Source organism: Paenibacillus sp. UASWS1643, from assembly GCF_008693195.1.
Taxonomy (GTDB): Bacteria; Bacillota; Bacilli; order Paenibacillales; family Paenibacillaceae; genus Paenibacillus; species Paenibacillus amylolyticus_B.
Window position 1 is genome coordinate 62,219 of record NZ_VXKZ01000092.1, and the last position, 19,459, is coordinate 81,677.

Annotated in this window: 18 protein-coding genes and 1 riboswitch; of the genes, 7 read left to right on the forward strand and 11 right to left on the reverse strand. The window is 48.8% G+C overall.

Going from position 1 to position 19,459, the window contains the following annotated elements; genetic code table 11:
* Positions 1 to 59: 59 nt before the first annotated feature.
* From uvsE to FE296_RS03795, 4 genes are all read right to left on the reverse strand, one after another.
* A complete protein-coding gene (gene uvsE / locus FE296_RS03780; protein WP_124118741.1) occupies positions 60 to 1,061 on the reverse strand; it encodes a UV DNA damage repair endonuclease UvsE in 1,002 nt (333 codons plus the stop codon).
* Between the two features lie 155 nt (positions 1,062 to 1,216).
* On the reverse strand, positions 1,217 to 1,540 hold the full coding sequence (locus tag FE296_RS03785; RefSeq protein ID WP_036614107.1) for a hypothetical protein: 324 nt from the start codon (positions 1,538 to 1,540) through the stop codon (positions 1,217 to 1,219).
* Between the two features lie 30 nt (positions 1,541 to 1,570).
* Positions 1,571 to 2,671, reverse strand: coding sequence for a D-alanine--D-alanine ligase (locus FE296_RS03790; protein WP_036614110.1), 1,101 nt, complete (start codon positions 2,669 to 2,671; stop codon positions 1,571 to 1,573).
* A 137-nt stretch (positions 2,672 to 2,808) separates the two neighbouring features.
* A complete protein-coding gene (locus FE296_RS03795; protein WP_411860556.1) occupies positions 2,809 to 3,807 on the reverse strand; it encodes an amidase domain-containing protein in 999 nt (332 codons plus the stop codon).
* Positions 3,808 to 4,190: 383 nt separating this feature from the next.
* Between FE296_RS03795 and acnA the strand changes: the two genes are divergently transcribed.
* Positions 4,191 to 6,905, forward strand: coding sequence for an aconitate hydratase AcnA (gene acnA, locus FE296_RS03800; RefSeq protein ID WP_124118742.1), 2,715 nt, complete (start codon positions 4,191 to 4,193; stop codon positions 6,903 to 6,905).
* 141 nt (positions 6,906 to 7,046) lie between these two features.
* Here acnA and FE296_RS03805 read toward each other — a convergent pair whose 3' ends face one another.
* The 5 genes from FE296_RS03805 to FE296_RS03825 form a co-directional block, all read right to left on the reverse strand.
* Positions 7,047 to 7,256 (reverse strand): hypothetical protein, encoded by a 210-nt coding sequence (locus tag FE296_RS03805; RefSeq protein WP_124118743.1) that lies wholly within the window; start codon positions 7,254 to 7,256, stop codon positions 7,047 to 7,049.
* Between the two features lie 12 nt (positions 7,257 to 7,268).
* Complete coding sequence (locus FE296_RS03810; RefSeq protein ID WP_150364263.1) at positions 7,269 to 7,826, reverse strand: VanZ family protein; 558 nt, start codon at positions 7,824 to 7,826, stop codon at positions 7,269 to 7,271.
* Positions 7,827 to 7,854: 28 nt separating this feature from the next.
* Entirely contained in the window at positions 7,855 to 8,718 is an 864-nt protein-coding gene (locus FE296_RS03815; RefSeq protein ID WP_150364264.1) for a M15 family metallopeptidase, read from the reverse strand.
* Between the two features lie 99 nt (positions 8,719 to 8,817).
* Complete coding sequence (locus FE296_RS03820; RefSeq protein ID WP_124118746.1) at positions 8,818 to 9,906, reverse strand: HAMP domain-containing sensor histidine kinase; 1,089 nt, start codon at positions 9,904 to 9,906, stop codon at positions 8,818 to 8,820.
* Complete coding sequence (locus FE296_RS03825; protein WP_150364265.1) at positions 9,899 to 10,594, reverse strand: response regulator transcription factor; 696 nt, start codon at positions 10,592 to 10,594, stop codon at positions 9,899 to 9,901. Before FE296_RS03825 ends, FE296_RS03820 begins: the two co-directional genes overlap by 8 nt.
* Positions 10,595 to 10,678: 84 nt before the next feature.
* Here FE296_RS03825 and FE296_RS03830 point away from each other — a divergent pair, with 84 nt between their 5' ends.
* The 4 genes from FE296_RS03830 (at position 10,679) to FE296_RS03840 (ending at position 14,017) form a co-directional block, all read left to right on the forward strand.
* Positions 10,679 to 11,629 carry a helix-turn-helix transcriptional regulator gene (locus tag FE296_RS03830; RefSeq protein WP_150364266.1) on the forward strand — a complete coding sequence of 317 codons (951 nt, stop codon included), beginning with the start codon at positions 10,679 to 10,681 and terminating at the stop codon, positions 11,627 to 11,629.
* A 73-nt stretch (positions 11,630 to 11,702) separates the two neighbouring features.
* The gene (locus FE296_RS03835) at positions 11,703 to 12,521 is read left to right on the forward strand and encodes a zinc ribbon domain-containing protein (protein WP_150364267.1); all 819 of its coding nucleotides are present in this window, start codon (positions 11,703 to 11,705) and stop codon (positions 12,519 to 12,521) included.
* 460 nt (positions 12,522 to 12,981) lie between these two features.
* Positions 12,982 to 13,149 carry a hypothetical protein gene (locus tag FE296_RS32615; protein ID WP_167483866.1) on the forward strand — a complete coding sequence of 56 codons (168 nt, stop codon included), beginning with the start codon at positions 12,982 to 12,984 and terminating at the stop codon, positions 13,147 to 13,149.
* Between the two features lie 178 nt (positions 13,150 to 13,327).
* Positions 13,328 to 14,017 carry an aspartate/glutamate racemase family protein gene (locus tag FE296_RS03840; protein ID WP_150364268.1) on the forward strand — a complete coding sequence of 230 codons (690 nt, stop codon included), beginning with the start codon at positions 13,328 to 13,330 and terminating at the stop codon, positions 14,015 to 14,017.
* 530 nt (positions 14,018 to 14,547) lie between these two features.
* Here the strand turns inward: FE296_RS03840 and thiC are convergent.
* Both thiC and FE296_RS03850 read right to left on the reverse strand, forming a co-directional pair.
* The gene (thiC, locus tag FE296_RS03845; protein ID WP_124118788.1) at positions 14,548 to 16,332 is read right to left on the reverse strand and encodes a phosphomethylpyrimidine synthase ThiC; all 1,785 of its coding nucleotides are present in this window, start codon (positions 16,330 to 16,332) and stop codon (positions 14,548 to 14,550) included.
* 422 nt (positions 16,333 to 16,754) lie between these two features.
* A riboswitch (TPP riboswitch) is annotated at positions 16,755 to 16,868 on the reverse strand.
* 149 nt (positions 16,869 to 17,017) lie between these two features.
* On the reverse strand, positions 17,018 to 17,761 hold the full coding sequence (locus FE296_RS03850; RefSeq protein WP_017690772.1) for an IclR family transcriptional regulator: 744 nt from the start codon (positions 17,759 to 17,761) through the stop codon (positions 17,018 to 17,020).
* Positions 17,762 to 18,120: 359 nt separating this feature from the next.
* Here FE296_RS03850 and FE296_RS03855 point away from each other — a divergent pair, with 359 nt between their 5' ends.
* Both FE296_RS03855 and FE296_RS03860 read left to right on the forward strand, forming a co-directional pair.
* Positions 18,121 to 19,146 carry an alpha/beta hydrolase gene (locus FE296_RS03855; protein ID WP_124118751.1) on the forward strand — a complete coding sequence of 342 codons (1,026 nt, stop codon included), beginning with the start codon at positions 18,121 to 18,123 and terminating at the stop codon, positions 19,144 to 19,146.
* 149 nt (positions 19,147 to 19,295) lie between these two features.
* Positions 19,296 to 19,459 (forward strand): DUF2935 domain-containing protein (locus FE296_RS03860; RefSeq protein WP_150364269.1); only part of this gene is annotated, 164 nt, incomplete at its 3' end.

The following is a 19,459-nucleotide window of genomic DNA, read 5'->3' on the forward strand; positions in this document are numbered from 1 at the left end:
GTTAAAAGTATACGCCCCACAGGTCGTAAAGTTTCTCGTTGCCCAGGCCCCTTTTGGCACTACGGATGAATGATGACGGTAGACTCGTCCACCCACTCCACGCCCTCTTCGTGATAGAATGCCAGCTTTTGCATCAGTTGCACAAGAGCCTCATCCTTGCGTTTGGCCTCAATCATCACGTCAAGCCTCGGGGTATTTGCTGCGATATGACGCAAGAAGTCGAGCACAGGCTCTACCTCCACACCATCAGCATGACCTCGCAGATCCTTCTCACTCTTTGGACTGGACACATGGATTTTGGGTGGCAATGGCTGATCATCTGGTGAATCCGCCTGCGCGAGCGGTGAATCCCAGGTTTTCAGGATATCAGGCCACAGATCCCATGGCTGTTCCCCTTCATTGTTCACCCACTGGTGATGAATATCCAGTACCATGGGCAATCCCAAGCGCTGGCACACGGCCAGTGTCTCAGGCGCATTGAACGTTTTGTCATCATTTTCGAGTGTGAGCCGCTCCTGAATGTCCCGATCCAGCTTCAAAAAGTTTTCTTCAAAACGAAGCGCCGCCGAAGGCTTGTCCCCGTATGCACCACCAATATGTATATTGTTCTTGGCAGTGGCATTCAACCCCATGGCATCCAGCATCCGAACATGATGACGAAGGTCGCGAATCGAGTTGTGCAGAACTTGCTCGCGGGGGGTACTAAGTACGGTAAAATGATCCGGATGAAAGGACACACGCATATGATTTTCCTTCACAAAATTACCAATGGCCGCAAAGTCCTGCTTCAGTGCCGGGAACGGGTCCCAGTCATTCAGGTCCTCGTGTGTTGCCAGTGGAATCAACTTGGAAGAGAAGCGATATACATGAATATGGCTACCCTTGTTGTGCCTGAGCAAACGTAATGTATTGTGCAGGTTCTCGGCTGCAATCCGTTCGAGCTTGCGGATCGCTGCTTCCCTGTCATCGATTTTGTTAAAACTCGACATGGTCATGGTCCGGGAAGGCGAGGCATTCTCTATAAGCACGGACATTGCCACGTAACCAAAGCGTACGAGCATGAATCTCTTCCTCTCTATTAGGGCGGGAAACCCGCACGGCATATTCAGCCGTCAGGATGTACCGTCACTGTATATAACCAAGTTTTACCCTAAAAGAGTGACCATAATCGTATTCTGGCAAATCAGTCCTTCCGACCCGCACTTACAGTCAATAACTATTCCTGTGCTTGCTCTCCAAAGAACATCTCATCCGCAAGAGCAGTCTGAATGCGTGATTCTTCCTCAGTCAATTTGCGGATGAGTTGCATCTCCACCTCGGTTACCTCTTGCCCCTGGAAGTTGATCTCCGCAATGGAAACCACGATCTTGACGATGGCTACAGCCACGTTATCCGGTGTGTATGCAATCACTTTCTGGCCGGTAGGAAATACCCGGAAGCCCTGTTTGACCATTTTGCCGCGTCCGTATTCAAGCAGTTCGAACAGCTCCTGCTCATTCTTGAACTTGCATACGGAATTGAATTCAGTCTGAAATCCCATGCATATCCCTCCTGATCTTGTGGTCGCAGGCTACGCCTGTACGCCGTTCTCGTAATTCAGTGCCTGCTTGCGGTTGTAACGCTCCAGTGCCAGCTCAATCATGCGATCCAGCAGTTCGGCATACGATACACCTGTCTCACGCCAAAGAAGTGGATACATGCTGTATGGTGTGAAACCAGGCATGGTGTTGACTTCATTAATAAGCAAAGCTCCGTCATTTTTCCGAATGAAGAAGTCCGCACGTGAAATACCGTTACCTTCAATCGCACGGAACGCCTGCAAAGCTGCCTCGCGAATGCGATCTGCGGCCTCTGGGTCCAGTGGAGCTGGAATCAGCATCTGTGATTGACCATCAATATACTTGGCTGCATAGTCATAATACTCACCGGAGGATACGATCTCACCTGGAACGGAAGCCATGGGCTCGTCATTACCGAGGACACTGACTTCAACCTCGCGTGCTTCAACGAACTCCTCAATGACAACCTTCGTATCATACCGAAGTGCGAACTCGACAGCTGTCTTCAGTTCATCGCGGTTACGTGCTTTGGAGATGCCTACACTGGAGCCCAGATTGGCCGGTTTGATAAAACAAGGATACCCCAGCTGATCTTCGACCTGTACGATCATTTCGTGCTCAGTCTGCTTCCATTGTGTCGCGTTAAAATACGTAAAGGCACATTGGTCAATGCCAGCCTGTGCAAACAGCTTTTTCATGACCACTTTGTCCATGCCGCCAGCCGAAGCGAGTACACCCGCACCTACATATGGCATATCCGCCATCTCGAACATGCCCTGAATGGTGCCATCCTCTCCAAACGTACCATGCAGCAGAGGGAACATCACGTCCAGCGCTTCTGCTCCGCCATACAAACGGCCAAACAGGGCATTCAGCGCATCCTGCGTTCCACCCGCCGATTGCTCCAGCTTCAGATCTTCAATCTGCGCGAACGGCGCATGCATGACAGGTCCCTTTTTCCACGTCCCCTGCTTGGAGATATAAAAAGGAACCAGTTCATACTTTTCATAATCAAATGCGTTTGTTACAGCAAACGCCGTTTGCAGCGACACCTCATGCTCGCCCGATTTTCCGCCGTACACGACGCCTACTTTTAATTTATCCATACTCATGTGTACCCTCCGATTATCTGTGCCTGATGCTGTCATGTTTGCATGCTCAGCACCCTTGTTATTCTGCTTGTGTTATCTGGTCTTATTTTACACGGAACTGGATGTCTGCGTCACCGCATCCCGAAAATCTTTCGTCATCAAAACTCATCTGCAATATGAAAAAGCCGGTATACCGTCCGCTCCGTCCAAGCGTAAGAATCCCGGTAATCCCAAAAGCGGTGACGGCTGCTAACCGTATGTGCGTTAACAAGCGGCATACCGCCCGCATCAAACGCGGTCACAACGGTGCTGTGCTGAAATCGTCCATCTCCATCCCAATTGTAGAGAATAACATCGCCGAGCATCAGCTGCTCAGGACGCTCCACTTCTGTCGCGGTCAGACCCCAGCTGCTGCCTGACAAATAACGCTCCAGACTGTTGGAAACTGCCCAACTGTAACTCCACATTTCAGAGCCGTTCACATACCCTTTATACCACCAGCCGGCTTCTCTTCTACCAGTATAGTGGATGGGTGCGCCCCCTGCAAAGAGACATTGGGACACGTAATTGGTACAATCCACATCAAATTCCTCAAATGCCGGATTGCCCGCATTCCACCACCGATCTGCATAGGCAACTGCCAGATCTCTGCGATATGACTGTTGCCGTGAGCTTCTTCCTTGACCCAACACTTCCCGATTCAGCAGCGGCCGATTCATCGCCTGTACAAAATCAGCTTGTTGAAACGGACGCCCTTCCCCAGCAGGGCGACGCTCCGGCACTTCTCGCTCGACCCGTCCAATGATCCATCCACCACTCTGCCGCAGAAAGGTTAACCGCTCCCGCTCAATCCGGTCCTCCCGGTGGGTGATCCCGCTCTTCTCGTAGAACAGTCTGCTGTACAATTGTACATCCACCACCGCTTCTTCCTGGCCATCCATAAGCGTGCGCACTAGCTTGGCGCTGGTCTCGCTGCGAAGAGGCACGGCGCGCCGCTTACGATACCATTCGTCCAGCCTTGCCATACGCTCTCCCCGTTCCACCACGAAGTCAGGATCGGTAACGATCCGTTCGCTGGTCTGTGGACGGTAGTCGATCTCACAGCGATTGTACTGGTTCACGTAAGTATATAAGGCACTCTTCCATTCCCGTTCCAAGCCTATGTCCCCCTTTGGCATGAGTTCTGTCTGGAATATTTCATTGCGTATATAAACTCCTACTATTCATATGAAAGGGTCTTCGGTTGTATGTACACGGCTCAGGAGGGAGATCCGAAATTCGGCAAATACAGGTACACAAGATATCTTATTCCTGCTCGCTTCACGAAAACGCCTTCATCGCTCCAAAAGCTTGCTTGATCAGGCAAAAAGACCTTTACGTACGGAGGTGAAAACGGTATACTTAAAACTAAAGTTATGATTATGAAATTACGTTTCATCTGATGAAACTAACGAACAAGAACACGGAACGATGAAGGCCTGTTCTTCACCTAAATGAACGTTTTCTTCATCTCACCGACACATCCCAAGGAGGTACATGTATGTCAGCAAAGAATCATTTCTCCGCCGCTCGCAGTCTTGAGGTTGGAGGCAAGTCTTACCGCTACTACAGTCTCGATGCTCTTCAGGAAAACGGCCACGGCGATCTTTCCAGGCTTCCTTTCTCCATTAAAGTGTTGCTTGAAGCAGCAATTCGTCAATTCGACGGACGTGCCATCACCGAAGAACACGTAAAACAACTGACCGGCTGGGCAGATGGCCGTGATAATAACAAGGAAATTCCATTCATCCCTGCACGTATCGTTCTGCAGGATTTCACCGGTGTACCGGTTGTCGTTGACCTCGCTGCAATGCGTGATACTGTGAAAAAAGCAGGCGGCGATCCAAAACAGATCAACCCGCTCGTACCGGTCGATCTCGTTATTGACCACTCCGTCATGGTTGATGCTTTTGGTACCAACGATGCACTTGATTACAATATCAAAGTCGAGTTCGAGCGTAATGAAGAGCGTTACCGCTTCTTGCGTTGGGCGCAAACGGCATTCAACAACTTCCGTGCCGTTCCACCATCCACAGGGATCGTTCACCAGGTTAACCTAGAGTATCTGGCTTCCGTGGCAGCAACCAAAACCGTGGACGGCGAAACCGTTGTATTCCCGGATTCCCTCGTAGGTACAGACTCCCACACCACCATGATCAACGGACTTGGCGTTGTTGGTTGGGGTGTTGGTGGTATTGAGGCTGAAGCAGGTATGCTGGGCCAACCGCTTTATTTTGTAACACCGGACGTTATCGGTTTCAAACTGACTGGCAGCCTGAGCGAAGGCGCAACAGCAACGGATCTGGCACTGACAGTTACCCAATTGCTTCGTAAAAAAGGCGTTGTTGGTAAATTCGTAGAGTTCTACGGACCTGGTCTTGCCAACATCGGTCTGGCTGACCGTGCAACAGTAGCCAACATGGCACCAGAGTACGGCGCAACGATCGGTTTCTTCCCTGTCGATAGTGAAACGTTGAACTATCTGCGCAGCACTGGCCGTCCTGACGAGCAAGTGGAGTTGGTCGAAGCTTATTACAAAGCTCAAGGCATGTTCCGTACTTCCAGCACCGTTGATCCTGAATTCACAGATGTCATTGAACTGGATCTCGGCTCTGTTGTACCAAGTCTTGCAGGACCAAAACGTCCACAGGATCGCATCGAGCTGACACAAATGAAAGAAAGCTTCAATAGCATCATCCGTACACCTGTAGATAAAGGCGGATACGGGCTGAGCGATGAGAAAATCGAACAAACCGTACCTGTCAAGCACCCGAACGGTTCCACCAGTGAACTGAAAGCAGGCGCTGTTGTGATCGCGGCGATCACAAGTTGTACGAATACTTCGAATCCAAGTGTTATGGTTGGAGCGGGACTGCTGGCGAAAAAAGCAGTTGAACGCGGCCTGACCAAACCAGGATATGTGAAAAGCAGTCTGACTCCAGGTTCCCTTGTTGTTACCGAGTACCTGGAAAAAGCAGGCCTGATTCCATATCTAGACCAACTCGGATTCAACGTTGCCGGCTACGGCTGTGCGACTTGCATCGGTAACTCCGGCCCACTGCCAGACGAAGTGAGCGAAGCTATTGCTGAGAACGATATGACCGTTGCGGCTGTATTGTCCGGTAACCGTAACTTTGAAGGCCGTGTGCACGCACAGGTTAAAGCCAACTACCTGGCATCTCCACCACTCGTTGTGGCATATGCACTTGCAGGTACTGTGAATATTGACTTTGAAACCGATCCAATTGGTTATGATACGAACAATGAGCCTGTATTCCTGAAAGACCTCTGGCCTAGCTCCGAGGAAATCAAAGATACCATCGCTAGTTCCCTGAACGCTCAGATGTTCCGCAACAAGTACGAGAACGTATTTACAGCCAATGAGCGTTGGAATGCAATCTCTGTACCGGAAGGTGAATTGTACGAGTGGGATCCAAATTCCACGTACATTCAGAATCCTCCGTTCTTCCAAGAACTTGGCGACAAGTTGAACGATATCGCAGATATCCGTTCTGCTCGCGTTATGGCATTGCTTGCGGATTCCGTAACAACGGACCATATCTCGCCAGCAGGTAATATTGCGGTATCCAGCCCGGCTGGACTGTACTTGAAAGAGCATGGCGTAGAGCGCAAAGACTTCAACTCCTACGGTTCACGTCGTGGTAACCATGAAGTAATGATGCGTGGTACGTTCGCCAATATTCGTATCCGTAACCAGGTGGCTCCGGGCACCGAGGGCGGTATTACGAAGTACCTGCCAACGGACGAAGAAATGTCCATCTACGATGCTTCCATGAAGTATCAGGATGAGGGACAGAACCTGATCGTTATCGCAGGTAAAGAGTACGGTACAGGAAGCTCCCGTGACTGGGCGGCAAAAGGAACATTCCTGCTCGGCGTCAAAGCCGTTATTGCAGAAAGCTTCGAGCGGATTCACCGTAGTAACCTGGTCGGCATGGGCGTAATGCCATTGCAATTCCAAGAGGGTCACGGCTGGTCCAGCCTTGGTCTGAACGGACGTGAAACGTATGACATTACGGGTCTCAGCAATGATGTGAAGCCAGGACAAGAGTTGAAAGTTACCGTAACTCGTGAAGACGGTACACAGTTCGACTTCCCTGTTATCGCTCGTCTGGACAGTATGGTTGACGTGGATTACTACCATAACGGCGGTATCCTGCAAACCGTATTGCGTCAAATGATGAAAAAAGCTTAATTATATGAATTATTAAAGTAATGAAATGATATAGAAAAGCTCCCCACCATGTGCAATCTGCACAGGGATGGGGAGCTTTTTTTTTGCTTTGCTTTTCATATCGGCATACCTTTAAAAATCAATTCTCAATTCAACGACCTGCTAATGCCCAATGTGATGTGAGGCTTGATCGAACAATTGAAACGTACCCATGATCAGAAACAGACACGCCAGGACAATTATTGAACCTCCGACCCATCTCGACGTGATAACTCGATCCCTGATCTGTTGATCCGAAGCATTCGTAATATTATGCGGATACACGAGAAACATCAGCCCTACGCTAATGAACAGTATCGCGATGATAATCAACGTAATCCCTCCTTACACGTGACTCTCCTTAGAGGTTAACTTCGTCGTCTCGCGGGATTCTCCTCCCACCAACACCTTTTTCAGGCCAATGCCCATGGTGAAAATGATATATCCAATCAAGCCGCCGAGTGTATTAAGCATCAGGTCATCCACATCAAATATGCCCATGCCAGTCACTAACTGTGTCCCCTCATATCCCAGACTGAGCAGCAGGGACAGCAGGAATACCTTTATTCCAGAGAATAATTTGTTGCCCGTCAGAACAGGAATGAAGATACCCAGTGGGATAAAAGCCAGAACATTCCCTACCAGATGAATTGCTGTACCTGGACGATGTGATGACAGGCTGTTCCAGTCTCGTGAAATTTCCTGAAATGGCGTCAGGTTGACGGTTCGCGTATGAATCAGATCCGGTTGTTGCAAGAACGCCATCAGTCGAACCTTCACGATGCCAAAGTCGACAGCACTTCTTTTGAACAGGATCAGCTTAGTCAGCAGATATAAATAGATAATGAACACGGCAGTCCAAAGGATGTAATGTTTGCTTTTCTTCTGGTTGTTGTGTTTCATGTTGTTTTGCCTCCCTTGTGTTGCCCTGTTATTTCTTTACGGTGACAATGACGCCATCCATGTTATCACCCGATATTTCAGTTTCGCCGTGCTCAGGTATGTAAACAGTCGTATCTCCAGTGGCCCGATAATAGCGGATATGATACGTCTCATCCTCTACTTCAACAGAGATGTTCTCCTTCTCCTTCAACATATCAAGGTACTCCTCCAGTACCAGATTGTTCTTATGCATGATCGCACTGTGGGGCAACCCCACATACCGAAAGTGCCATGGTTCATATTGAATACCCGTGATACGTACTTTATCCTTCGGGTATCGCAAAATAAATCCGTATTTCCATGCATTTTTCTCCAGCCAGTCACCCTCCGGTGCTTCATTCATGGCAGCCAGACTTGAACCGACATCCAGGGATAAGCCAAGATTATGCTCACTGTGACCTGCAGGAAGTGCATAGTCTGAACCCATTTCTTGATATAGCTCGTCCTGCTTCTCAAAGTCCCTGTACCCACTGCTCATGAGAAAATATCGAACTCCCTCTTCCCCTGCTGCCTCAACCATCTTCTGAAACTCCTGGGCCACCAGTCGGGATAACATGATTTTCCGATCCATTATTCCATATCCACGAAGCAGATCATCCTCATCCGCCACATATACAATATCGGATCTAACCCCCTCCTCGTGAACGGGGTATTGCTTATTAACCAGTAACAAATTGCCCTTATGTACCTGATCCTGAATATTTCCTGTGACGGATACCGTATAACCTGCGGGATTTTCACGCGTATTCTGAATCTCGATGGGCAGCTCATTCTTCTGCTGAAGCCATCCCGGCGATTGTGTAACAATATATCCAACCAAAACGATACATATTAGAAAGCCCCACTTCTTCATGCCTGTTCCTCCTTTTACCTCATACATCAAGGATAGACAAAACAAGTTAAAGAAAAAGCAGGGCAATTTTAAAGTTTTTCTTAAATTATACGTTGAACCTTATTGGAATACCGGCAAACGAACTTCGAATTGCGTCCGTACCACATCGCTCTGGGCCGAAATCGTACCGTCATGCTGCTCTACAATATTGCGGGCAATAAATAGGCCAAGGCCTGTCCCACCCTCTTGAGGGGTTCGGGCACGATCTCCTGTGTAATACATATCGAAGATATGCGGCAATTCCTCCGGACGAATATGTCCTCCATAGTTAATCACCTGAATAATGATCCGGTCTGCATCACGATATCCATTAATATCGACATACATGCCATCCTTGCCATGCCGTGCAGCGTTAATTAGCAGATTCTCGAACACACGGGCCAGCAACTCGCCATCACCGGAGACCGTAAGGTCAGTGTCTATTTTTAGTCGGGCGACTAGTTGGTTCTTTTCAAATACAGGATAGAGTTCTTCGTTCATCTGCTTCAGCAGTTCGCTAAGATCCAGCTGTGTCTTGTTTATAGGCAGCATGCCATAATTCATACGGGTAATTTCGAACAAATCATCAATCAGCTTCTCCAGACGCTGTGATTTGGTGAATGCAATCGACGTAAAGTGCCGTACCTGCTCCTCCGTTAGCTGATCATCTTTCATGAGCAGATCCAAATATCCAAGCACCGAGGTCAGCGGGGTTCGCAGATCATGCGCCAGATTAACGACAAGCTGGTCTTTACTATTTTCAGCAAAATCCCCTCGTTCCACCGCGTCCCTTAACTTCTCACTTGCCAGGTTCACATCCTCCGCAATCGTACCTAACTCGTCCTTCGAAGAGATCTGCACACGATGCTGAAAGTCTCCATTGGCCAAATGCCTGATCCCTATGGAAATGTCCTTGAAATACGTCGCGTAGGGCTTGGTAAACCAGAAGAAAAATAGAATGGCCAGTGGAATAAATAAGATCAGGAAGAAATAGATATCTCCGATACTTTTCATAAAATGACGATATTCAGCGAGCTGATCCTCTGCACGGACACCCGAATAATAGGCTTGTAAAAGCTTGTAAATCCCATAGGTGATTGCGCCAGAGGCAAGCATGCTTAACCCTAACAACATAATCATGGTTGTGCGAAAACTTCTTCGTTTAGTCATTAAACGTGTACCCCACACCCCAGATCGTTTTGATAAACTTGTTCTTGTTCACATCTTCCCCCAGCTTTTTGCGCAGGGTCCGAATGTGGACCATCACGGTATTCCCGCTCTCATAATAGGCTTCTCCCCAGACCTGTTCAAAAATACTTTCTGCACTGAACACCTGCTTGGGGTGGCTCGCGAGCAGATACAGAATGTCGAACTCCTTCGGTGTTAGTTCCACTGGTTTGCCGTAGAGTGTAACGCGATGTTGATCTGGCGTGATGATGAGCCCGCCTTTCTCCAGAATGGACCTCTGAACAGGCGCAGACTGGCTGAATTGCAGAGAACGACGCAACTGGGAGTTCACCCGGGCAACAAGCTCCATCGGATTGAACGGTTTGGTCATATAATCGTCCGCACCCATCACGAGTCCCGTAATTTTGTCCATATCTGACGTTTTGGCACTCAGGAAAATGATCGGCAAATGATGCTGCTCCCGAATTTTACGGGTCACCTCATACCCATCCATGCCAGGCATCATAATGTCCAGAATCGCCAAATCGATCGCTTGGGTCTGAACAACTTGAACCGCCGCCTTCCCGTCAAAGGCCTTGATGGTGTGATATCCTTCTTTTTGTAAATGTAAAGCAACCAGATCAGCGATCTCAACTTCATCGTCTGCGATCAGAATCGTAATTCGCTTCATTGCTTATTCCACTCCTATGTGTGATGCTCAACAATATAACATATTTGAATCCAACAGATAAACCAATGAAAGGAATCCATAGATATGAAACTGGAGCGTTTATTAGCCATCGTAGTGCTGCTAATCAATCGTGGACGGGTACAAGCCAAAGACTTGGCAGATATGTTCGAAGTATCGATCCGGACCATCTATCGGGACATCGATACATTGGGTCAAGCAGGCATCCCTGTAGTGACGTATCAGGGGGCAAGCGGCGGGATTGGTCTGGCAGAGGGCTACCGATTGGATCGAAACGTGTTAACAGACAAGGATCTCGCTTCCATCGTAACTGCACTGCGCAGTGTATCCACTTCCCATGCTAATGCGGCGCGTGAACTTCTGGTCGAAAAACTCAGCAGTATCGTACCTGAATCCAAAAATGACGATTTTCAGGCCAATACCAATCGATTCATCGTGGATTATTCAACCTGGACGCATCCCGAAGCGCTGAAAATCAAGCTTGAACTTATCGAACAGGGCATGGATCAATTACGACCCGTGACCTTTACCTACTGCAGTGCGGAAGGTATACATACTCACCGAACTGCCGACCCTCATACCATCGTACTCAAGAAGCATTCCTGGTACCTGTATGCTTTTTGTCACGAGCGAAATCAATTTCGCATGTTCAAGCTTGTGCGCATGCAAGATGTCACACTTGCTAATGAGCACTTCGAGCGTAAAGTCATCAACCCACAGGACAGACCCTGGCAACAGGAATGGAGCCGTCCAGACAATCAAGCTAGGTTAACTTTGAAATTCCATGCTCGCGTCCGTCATATTGCGGAAGAATGGTTTGGGATCGAGAACGTCATCCATGATGGGAATGGGTATTATATCAGTCAGGTCGCTTTTCCAGAAGATAACTGGCTGTACGGCTTCATCTTGGGCTTTGGGGCGGATGTTGAGGTGCTGGAACCCTTGCATATTCGGGATAATGTGTGCCGTATAGCCGAACAAATTGTTCAAAATTATATACCTCCGACTCAAACCTGACAGACAGCTGTCCAGTTCCTCCCCGTATACTTCAGATATATACAATCTGTACATATTTGAGGAGGAACTAATCATGAACGTCACTGTATGTCAAAGCTGCGGCATGCCGCTCACAACCCCTGCCCAATTCGGAACGGAAGCAGATGGAAGCACAACCCGTGAGTACTGTATCTATTGTTACAAAGAGGGCAAGTTTGAGCAGCCTGGTATGTCACTTGAAGGCATGACGGAGATGTGCACTGCCATTCTGAAGGACGAAGGCATGGATGAGGAATCCGCTCGTTCGATGCTGCGTAACCAGCTTCCTTTTTTGAAGCGTTGGCGCACAAATACAATGGATCAACATGCAGAATCTCTCGCTGAAAACTCTACTGCTTCTGCTAATCCTGGTCAGGCAACAACAGATCATTCATTCTCTGCCCAGCCCGTTCGTTATGTCACGCTCCCAGGCAAACGTCTTGCCGGCGTATCCGCCCGCACAACCAACGCCATTGAGATCAGTGGCAAAGGCTGTATTCAGGGACTCTGGAACAATTATTTTGCCTCAGAGCACCTCCCTGCACCTGAAGTTGTTCGCTATGGCTGTTACACGGATTACACCGATGGCATAACCGGAGAATACACCATACTGGTAGGGCATGAGGTCAGTCCGAACGAATCATTGCCTGAAGGATTGGATGACATTCAACTCCCTCCTGCAACTTACGCCGTATTCACTTCCAGAAAAGGACCGATGGCAGAGGTTGTTGGCGAAGCTTGGGGAGCCGTGTGGGCATGGGACAAACAAAGTGATCGTACGTTCACCGGGGATTTTGAATTGTATGATGAACGCAGCCTGAATCCCGAAAGTGTACAAGTGGATATATACATCGCTGTTCGCCAAAGTAGATAAAGCCAACACTATACACCTCAGACCGGATCAAAGTTCCCTCGTATCCTTCTTCATATCATGCAAGCTGCCGAGTACACTCGGCAGTTTTTTTGTTATATCCGGAACTACATTACCCCCTAAACAACCCGACCATGGTACCAAGTTAGTTAGCATGCTTTGCATCATTTAACCAGACAATATGCCTCATAAGCGGGTACCATTGACTTCCTTAAAATTGGGACTATTCACATAACAACCGATTCGTTCCTCCCATATCAAACCCTTCAAATCAGGTCCTTTACTCCTGAATTTCCCTAAAAACGTTTACATCTCCTTAAAACCGGGTAAAATCACTACAATCCAATTGGAATTACGCTTTAAACTCTTTTATTTCGTCTAACAAGTCACATGTACCTATATGCGCACCTGGCATGGTAACCAGATACATAATTTAAAAAAATGCATTAAAGGAGGAACCAAGATGATCCGCATGCCTATTCAGCAAATGATCCCGTACCACCACCAATATCCGCGCAACACGGCGACCACTGCTCCTAAAAAGGAGAATGAGAACACTCAAGGTCTATCCTTTCATGAAATTCTGCAGCAAAAAATGGCGAAGAAGAGTACTTCTCCTTCCCTTCGATAAAATGGACACCGGACCCTATTCAAGTACGGTTATCAACCGTCTTTCCGCAGCCTGGCGGAAGGGCGGTTATTGGCGTTGAGTAGCACACACCTGTACAGTTCTCAGGCATGTTTCTATAATGGTTTAAATATCTACGATTTCCATCACATTATACGAACTGTAAAAGGGGACTTAGCCTATGATCACCATTGGTTGTTTTCACGCACACTATTCCAACATCGCCTTAATTGAAGAGACGCTTGCTGCTTATGAAGTTGAATTGGTCCATTACGTGGATCCAGGACTGGATCGTCTTAAACATGACGCTGACTTTAACGATGTAATTATCCACGAGAAAGTAGCCCAGACGCTCCACTGGATCGCTGAGTGTCATGCAGATGCCATTCTGGTCACGTGTACCCTCTTTGCGACAGTACTGGGGCAAGAAGCCAAACAGGTCCTTGTGCCTGTGATCGGCATAGATGATCCGCTATTGCAGGAGATGCGGCGAGTATCCGGAGAATACATAATCGTTTTCACCAACCCCGCAACCATTGAAGGAACGATGGCACGGGTGAATCAGGCGTTACAGCAAGAGGATGGAAGTGGGCAGCTACACGTTTCCCAGACAGCTCAGACGGAAGCGATGTGCATCCCAGGGACATTCGAGCTGATCATGCGTGGAGATCAGCAAGGGTATCTCGAAGCGGTACGTGAAGGCTTACAGCAGATCGCTGAAAATTATCCGGGTAAAGCGGTAGTGGCAGCCCAACTGTCTATGGCTCCCGCAGCTGCACAGGTTACAGCAGACACAGGCATTGCGATCCATAGTCCGCTGGCATTGCTTGCGGAGTATTTGGAGAAGAATTTGGGTGTGGTTCGACAGTAGTAGCGGATTTGGAGTGACATATTACACTCACTAAAAAAATGTGAACCTACTATATTGGCTCCTTTTGCAAAATAAAAACGCTCTCGAAGAAGGGCATTTCAAATGGTATAATCACTATGTACAGCCAATTTGTGGTGGGAAATAGGCTTGCCTCCAGTGGGAGGTGATCCTATGAACTTCTCTTTTAACGACGTAATCGTGTTCGCGATGTTAATTATTGCGCTTCTGACATACATCGATCGTAAAAAGAAGTGACCCGCCACAGGTTGACGGCCTGACGGGTCACTTCATCTGAACTTGCTGCACTCGGAGGAATACCCACCGCAAATGCTGTGCAGGAGTAGCCATTGGCCTGGCTACTCTTATTGGTGTTTACTTACATTCATTTTATTAAACATCTGCTAGACAATCAACCATAATGCTGATAAAAAGTATCAGGAAGCTGATCAATAAGATGAAGAAGACGATATGATAGCAGTATTCTCACCTTCAAACGATGTCAGACTGCCCAGCTTGCGCTGTAACGGCGCCTAGGACCGTGTCCGATATTCCTCGGCCTTTTCCTGCATGCCCGCTGCTACAGCCTCATTCTCGGACAATCCTTTATCCGCAGCAAAGGCCCGAATGTCCTGCGTGATGCGCATACTACAGAACTTCGGTCCGCACATGGAGCAGAAATGAGCTTCTTTGGCTCCTTCTGCTGGCAGCGTCTCATCATGGTAGGACAGCGCACGTTCAGGGTCCAATGACAGGTTGAACTGGTCACGCCAGCGGAACTCGAAGCGTGCCTTGGACAATGCGTCATCCCGGCGTTGAGCACGTGGATGGCCTTTCGCCAGATCGGCGGCGTGGGCCGCGATCTTGTAGGCGATGACCCCTTCCCGCACATCATCCTTGTTGGGCAGGCCCAAATGTTCTTTTGGCGTAACATAACAGAGCATGGACGTGCCAAACCAGCCAATCATGGCTGCCCCAATGGCAGACGTGATGTGATCATATCCTGGCGCAATGTCGGTCGTTAGCGGCCCAAGTGTGTAGAACGGTGCTTCTTTACAGATCTCCATCTGTAGATCCACATTCTCTTTGATCTTATGCATCGGCACATGACCCGGGCCTTCGATCATCACCTGCACATCATGTTTCCATGCGATCTGCGTCAGTTCCCCAAGCGTAGCCAGTTCTGCCATCTGAGCTTCGTCATTGGCATCGTAGATACTGCCTGGACGAAGTCCATCTCCCAGCGAAAACGCCACATCATACCTTTTCATAATCTCGCAGATTTCTTCAAAATGGGTGTACAAAAAATTCTCCTGATGATGCGCAAGGCACCATGCTGCCATAATGGACCCACCGCGAGACACAATGCCTGTCATCCGCTTGGCGGTCATCGGGATATAACGCAGCAGCACGCCTGCATGAATCGTAAAGTAGTCCACACCCTGCTCTGCCTGCTCTATGAGTGTGTCACGGTACAACTCCCAGGTCAGCGCCTCAGCTTCGCCATTCACCTTCTCCAGCGCTTGATACAGCGGTACCGTACCAATGGGCACAGGAGAATTACGGATGATCCATTCCCGGGTGGTATGAATGTTTTTGCCTGTGGACAGATCCATCACCGTATCCGATCCCCAGCGTACTGCCCAAGTCATCTTCTCCACCTCTTCCTCGATGGAAGAGGATACGGCAGAGTTCCCTATGTTGGCATTGATCTTCACGTGAAAATGACGACCGATCAACATCGGCTCACTCTCTGGGTGATTGATGTTGGATGGCAAAATGGCCCGTCCACTCGCCAGCTCCTGCCTCACAAATTCCGGTTCCACGCCTTCACGAATGGCGGCGAATTCCATCTCTGCCGTGATGACTCCCTGTCTCGCGTAGTGCATCTGGGTCACACAGCGTCCTGGCTGTGCTCGCAAGGGTTTGCCACGTAATCCGGGATACTCTTCGGTGCCGGCTTTCTTCCCTCCGGGCTTCAGTCCGTTATCCTCCGGTTTAACCGTACGGCCCTGATAAGCTTCGACATCGCCACGCTCTGTGATCCAACGGGTTCGCAGGGCTGGCAGACCTGCACGGATATCCGCATGAAATGCGGGATCGGTCATGGGGCCGCTCGTATCGTAGACACGCAGCGGTTCGTTATGCTCCACCCCTTGGGGAGTATTCGTGTCATGAAGGGCTATCTCACGCTCCGGTACAGCAATGTCCGGCCGTGAGCCCTGAATGTAGACTTTGCGGCTACCCGGAAAGGGCTGAACCCGTCCGGCCGCTCCTGTTTCTTTTTCCACCTGCTGATCGTTATGTTCCTGTTCCATCGCTTGTTGTCCCGTTTGATTTCCTGTACTCATGTTCGCTTGTCTCCTCCTCAGTGTTCATCGCTTGTTTGGTTGGTATCTTCATTAGCTCGCTTACGTACCTGTCCCAAATCATGCGCAATGCAGAGAAGAAAGAGCGATCCTACGCCAGACCAGGAGAGACACTTTTCATGTACAGTTAACAACAGAACGGAGGTTACCACAGATCATGGATCTATGGTGACTTCTCTCTCATCATCCAAGCCCAATTTCGCAGGTTATTGAAAAAGAAGTCGATGGAGTACGTGCTATATCGCCCGTTCACTGTATATAAAAAAGCCGGTCCCCGAAGGAACCGACTTTTAATGTCCATCACCAATAATGCACCTTCATGCAGCTCCTTAACGGAGCCCTACAAGGGTCACATCATGTGGTGGTTGTGGTCATATCGCCGATTACTTCCCTACGCTGGTATGATCCAGATCAGGTGCAAAGGGTCCGGAATCTCATGCGATTCCGTCTCAGTCCGGACAGTTCGGACTCCCCCAGTAACGTTAACAAGTTGCGGCACACACATGCCGCCGTTCATATTCATTGAAGCTGGCCCCGCTGGGCCGTCCATTACAGAGTAGCGCAACCGGAACATAAAAACAACCTTTATATTCCAGAACACCAACTCAATTTGGAGAAAAACCTTACATCAGCATCAGGATAACATGAGTCCCATCTGCGTAGCAGCATCCTTCAACACTGGTGCGTATTCATGCAATGTCTCCTGCGAAAGTCGGCTGACAGGTCCTGAGACCGAGAGCGCAGCTGCAATATTGCCTCTGCGATCCATAATCGGCACCGATACCGCCGCAGCTCCCGGCTCACGTTCCTCGTAACTCGTGGCATATCCGTTATCCCGGATGTCTCCCATCTGTGCCAAATACACCGCTGGATCGATAAACACCGGCCATTCCGGCCCGTTCATCAGTTCTTCACGATCCTCGTCCGTGGCAAACGCCATCAAGACTTTGCTGGAAGCGCCCACAGACAGCGGGAGTCTAACACCGACGGGAGCGACTCGACGAATCGCCTGATCACTTTGCACAGCCTGAATCCGTATCCGTTCACTGCCATCACGCAGGTACAGACTCACGGTCTCCCCCAATCGATCTCTCAGTCGCTCCATCGCAGGCAACAGTAGAATAGCGGGATCATCACTGCGAGACATATGAGCCGACAGTTCCCAGATTCGGATGCCAAGTCGGTACTTCTCTGTTGCTGCATCGCGGATCACGAACCCTCGATCCTCCAGCGTAGCCATCAAACGATGTACTGTACTTTTGTGCAGGCCGATCTGACTGGCAATTTCGGTGAGTCCCAGATCACTGCGTGTGGTAAAACATAATAATATATCCAGCGCCCGTTCTACAGCCCGGACGGTTAACTTGCGATCTTCCATGGCATGATGCCCTCCTCATGTTTCATCACATGAAACTTGGTTACATAAATTATATGAGAAACGGTCTCATCTGTAAACCAAAAAGAGCCAAAATCGAAATAGGCCAATGTGTAAATTTTTCCTTTTTATAAGACTTAATCCCCTGTAATTTACACACTAAGGTAATGTTACCCATATATCTTAAGAACTATATAACAATTGCGTAACAAATGCCCTCAATCAATTGACTTTGACTATACTGGAACATACGATAAAGATATATTACATTAAGATATCGCTCTGAAGCAGGCTCTGAAATCGACACAATTCTCTTTTCATGTCGTTGTTATCTTCAACTGAACTTCAAAGGAGGGGCATTCATGTATCAAACATCCCAGAGCGAAGCCCCGCTGCAAACAAAAGTGTCCGATCTGCCCTCTTCCCTATCACCGAGGCTGATTCGGTTCAAACATATTATCGTAGCGTTGCTGCTCTCCGTTGTATTTTTTCTACTGTTTTGTTTTATTGCACTGCATGGTTACATCGCATGGGTATTATCCAATCCAACGGTAGCACCAGTCTTCTCCAATCCGATGCAGGCCAAGAACATGAAGTACGAAGACATCACGTTCCCGGCAGCAGATGGCAGCCGAACGATGCAGGGTTGGTATATACCTGCTGACAATGCTGCAAGCAAAACGATTATTTTCAGTCACGGCTATGGTGCCAATCGTGAAGAAACATGGGTACCCATGTATGACCTGGCACACTATGCCCATCAACTTGGGTTTAACGTGGTCATGTTCGATTATGGCTTCGCCTCACAGGTGAACAAAGCTGTAGCCACAGGTGGCAAAGCTGAGTCACAGCAATTGCTGGGTGCAATCCAGTTCGCCAAGCAGCGCGGTGCGCAGGAACTGGTTGTCTGGGGTTTCTCCATGGGTGCCGGTACGGCGCTACAAACTGGACTTATTACGAAAGAAGTGGATGCAATGATTCTGGACAGTGCGTTCCTGCTGGAGCCAGATACGCTGTACCACAACATTCACAACCAGATCGATCTCCCGCGTCAGCCTACACTGGAGATCATGAAGCTGTTGTTCCCTGTTCTGAATGGTACCGGATTGCAACAGATCCCGTATCAGGAAGTGAAAAAGGAAGATTATCCGTTCCCGATTTTCTTCATCCATGGTACAGAGGACGAGAAGGCGCCTTATCCAATTGCGGAGCAACTCGCCGCCAACCAGACCAATCCGTACTCCGATGTATGGATTGTCCAGGATGCGCATCATGAGTTGATCTTCCGGGAGCATCCAAAGGAATATCTGCGCCGTGTCTCAACTTTCCTGAGTCATGTAACGAAGACAAGCAGTGACGATGTACAAAACACGAATAATGGAGAATAACCAAATTTCAATCATCGAATTTTTTCCAGAGCCCTCAGGGGCTCTTTTTTTTGCACTCATAGGACAACAAGCTCGCGGAATATACTCTTGGGACGCATGAACAGACAGTCTGCATGCAATGAATTTCATCTGAAGGAGGTTCAACATAGATGAACTGGTATGGATATGGTCACCTGCTGCCTCTGCGGACATTGGAGGAAATCCGTTTCTGGAAAGAGCAGGAGAAAGAACATACACTCGTCATTCGTGCCCTGGTTCCTGATCTGGAGCCCCCATACGTCAAGCTACTGGAGGAATGGGAGGCTACCTTTGC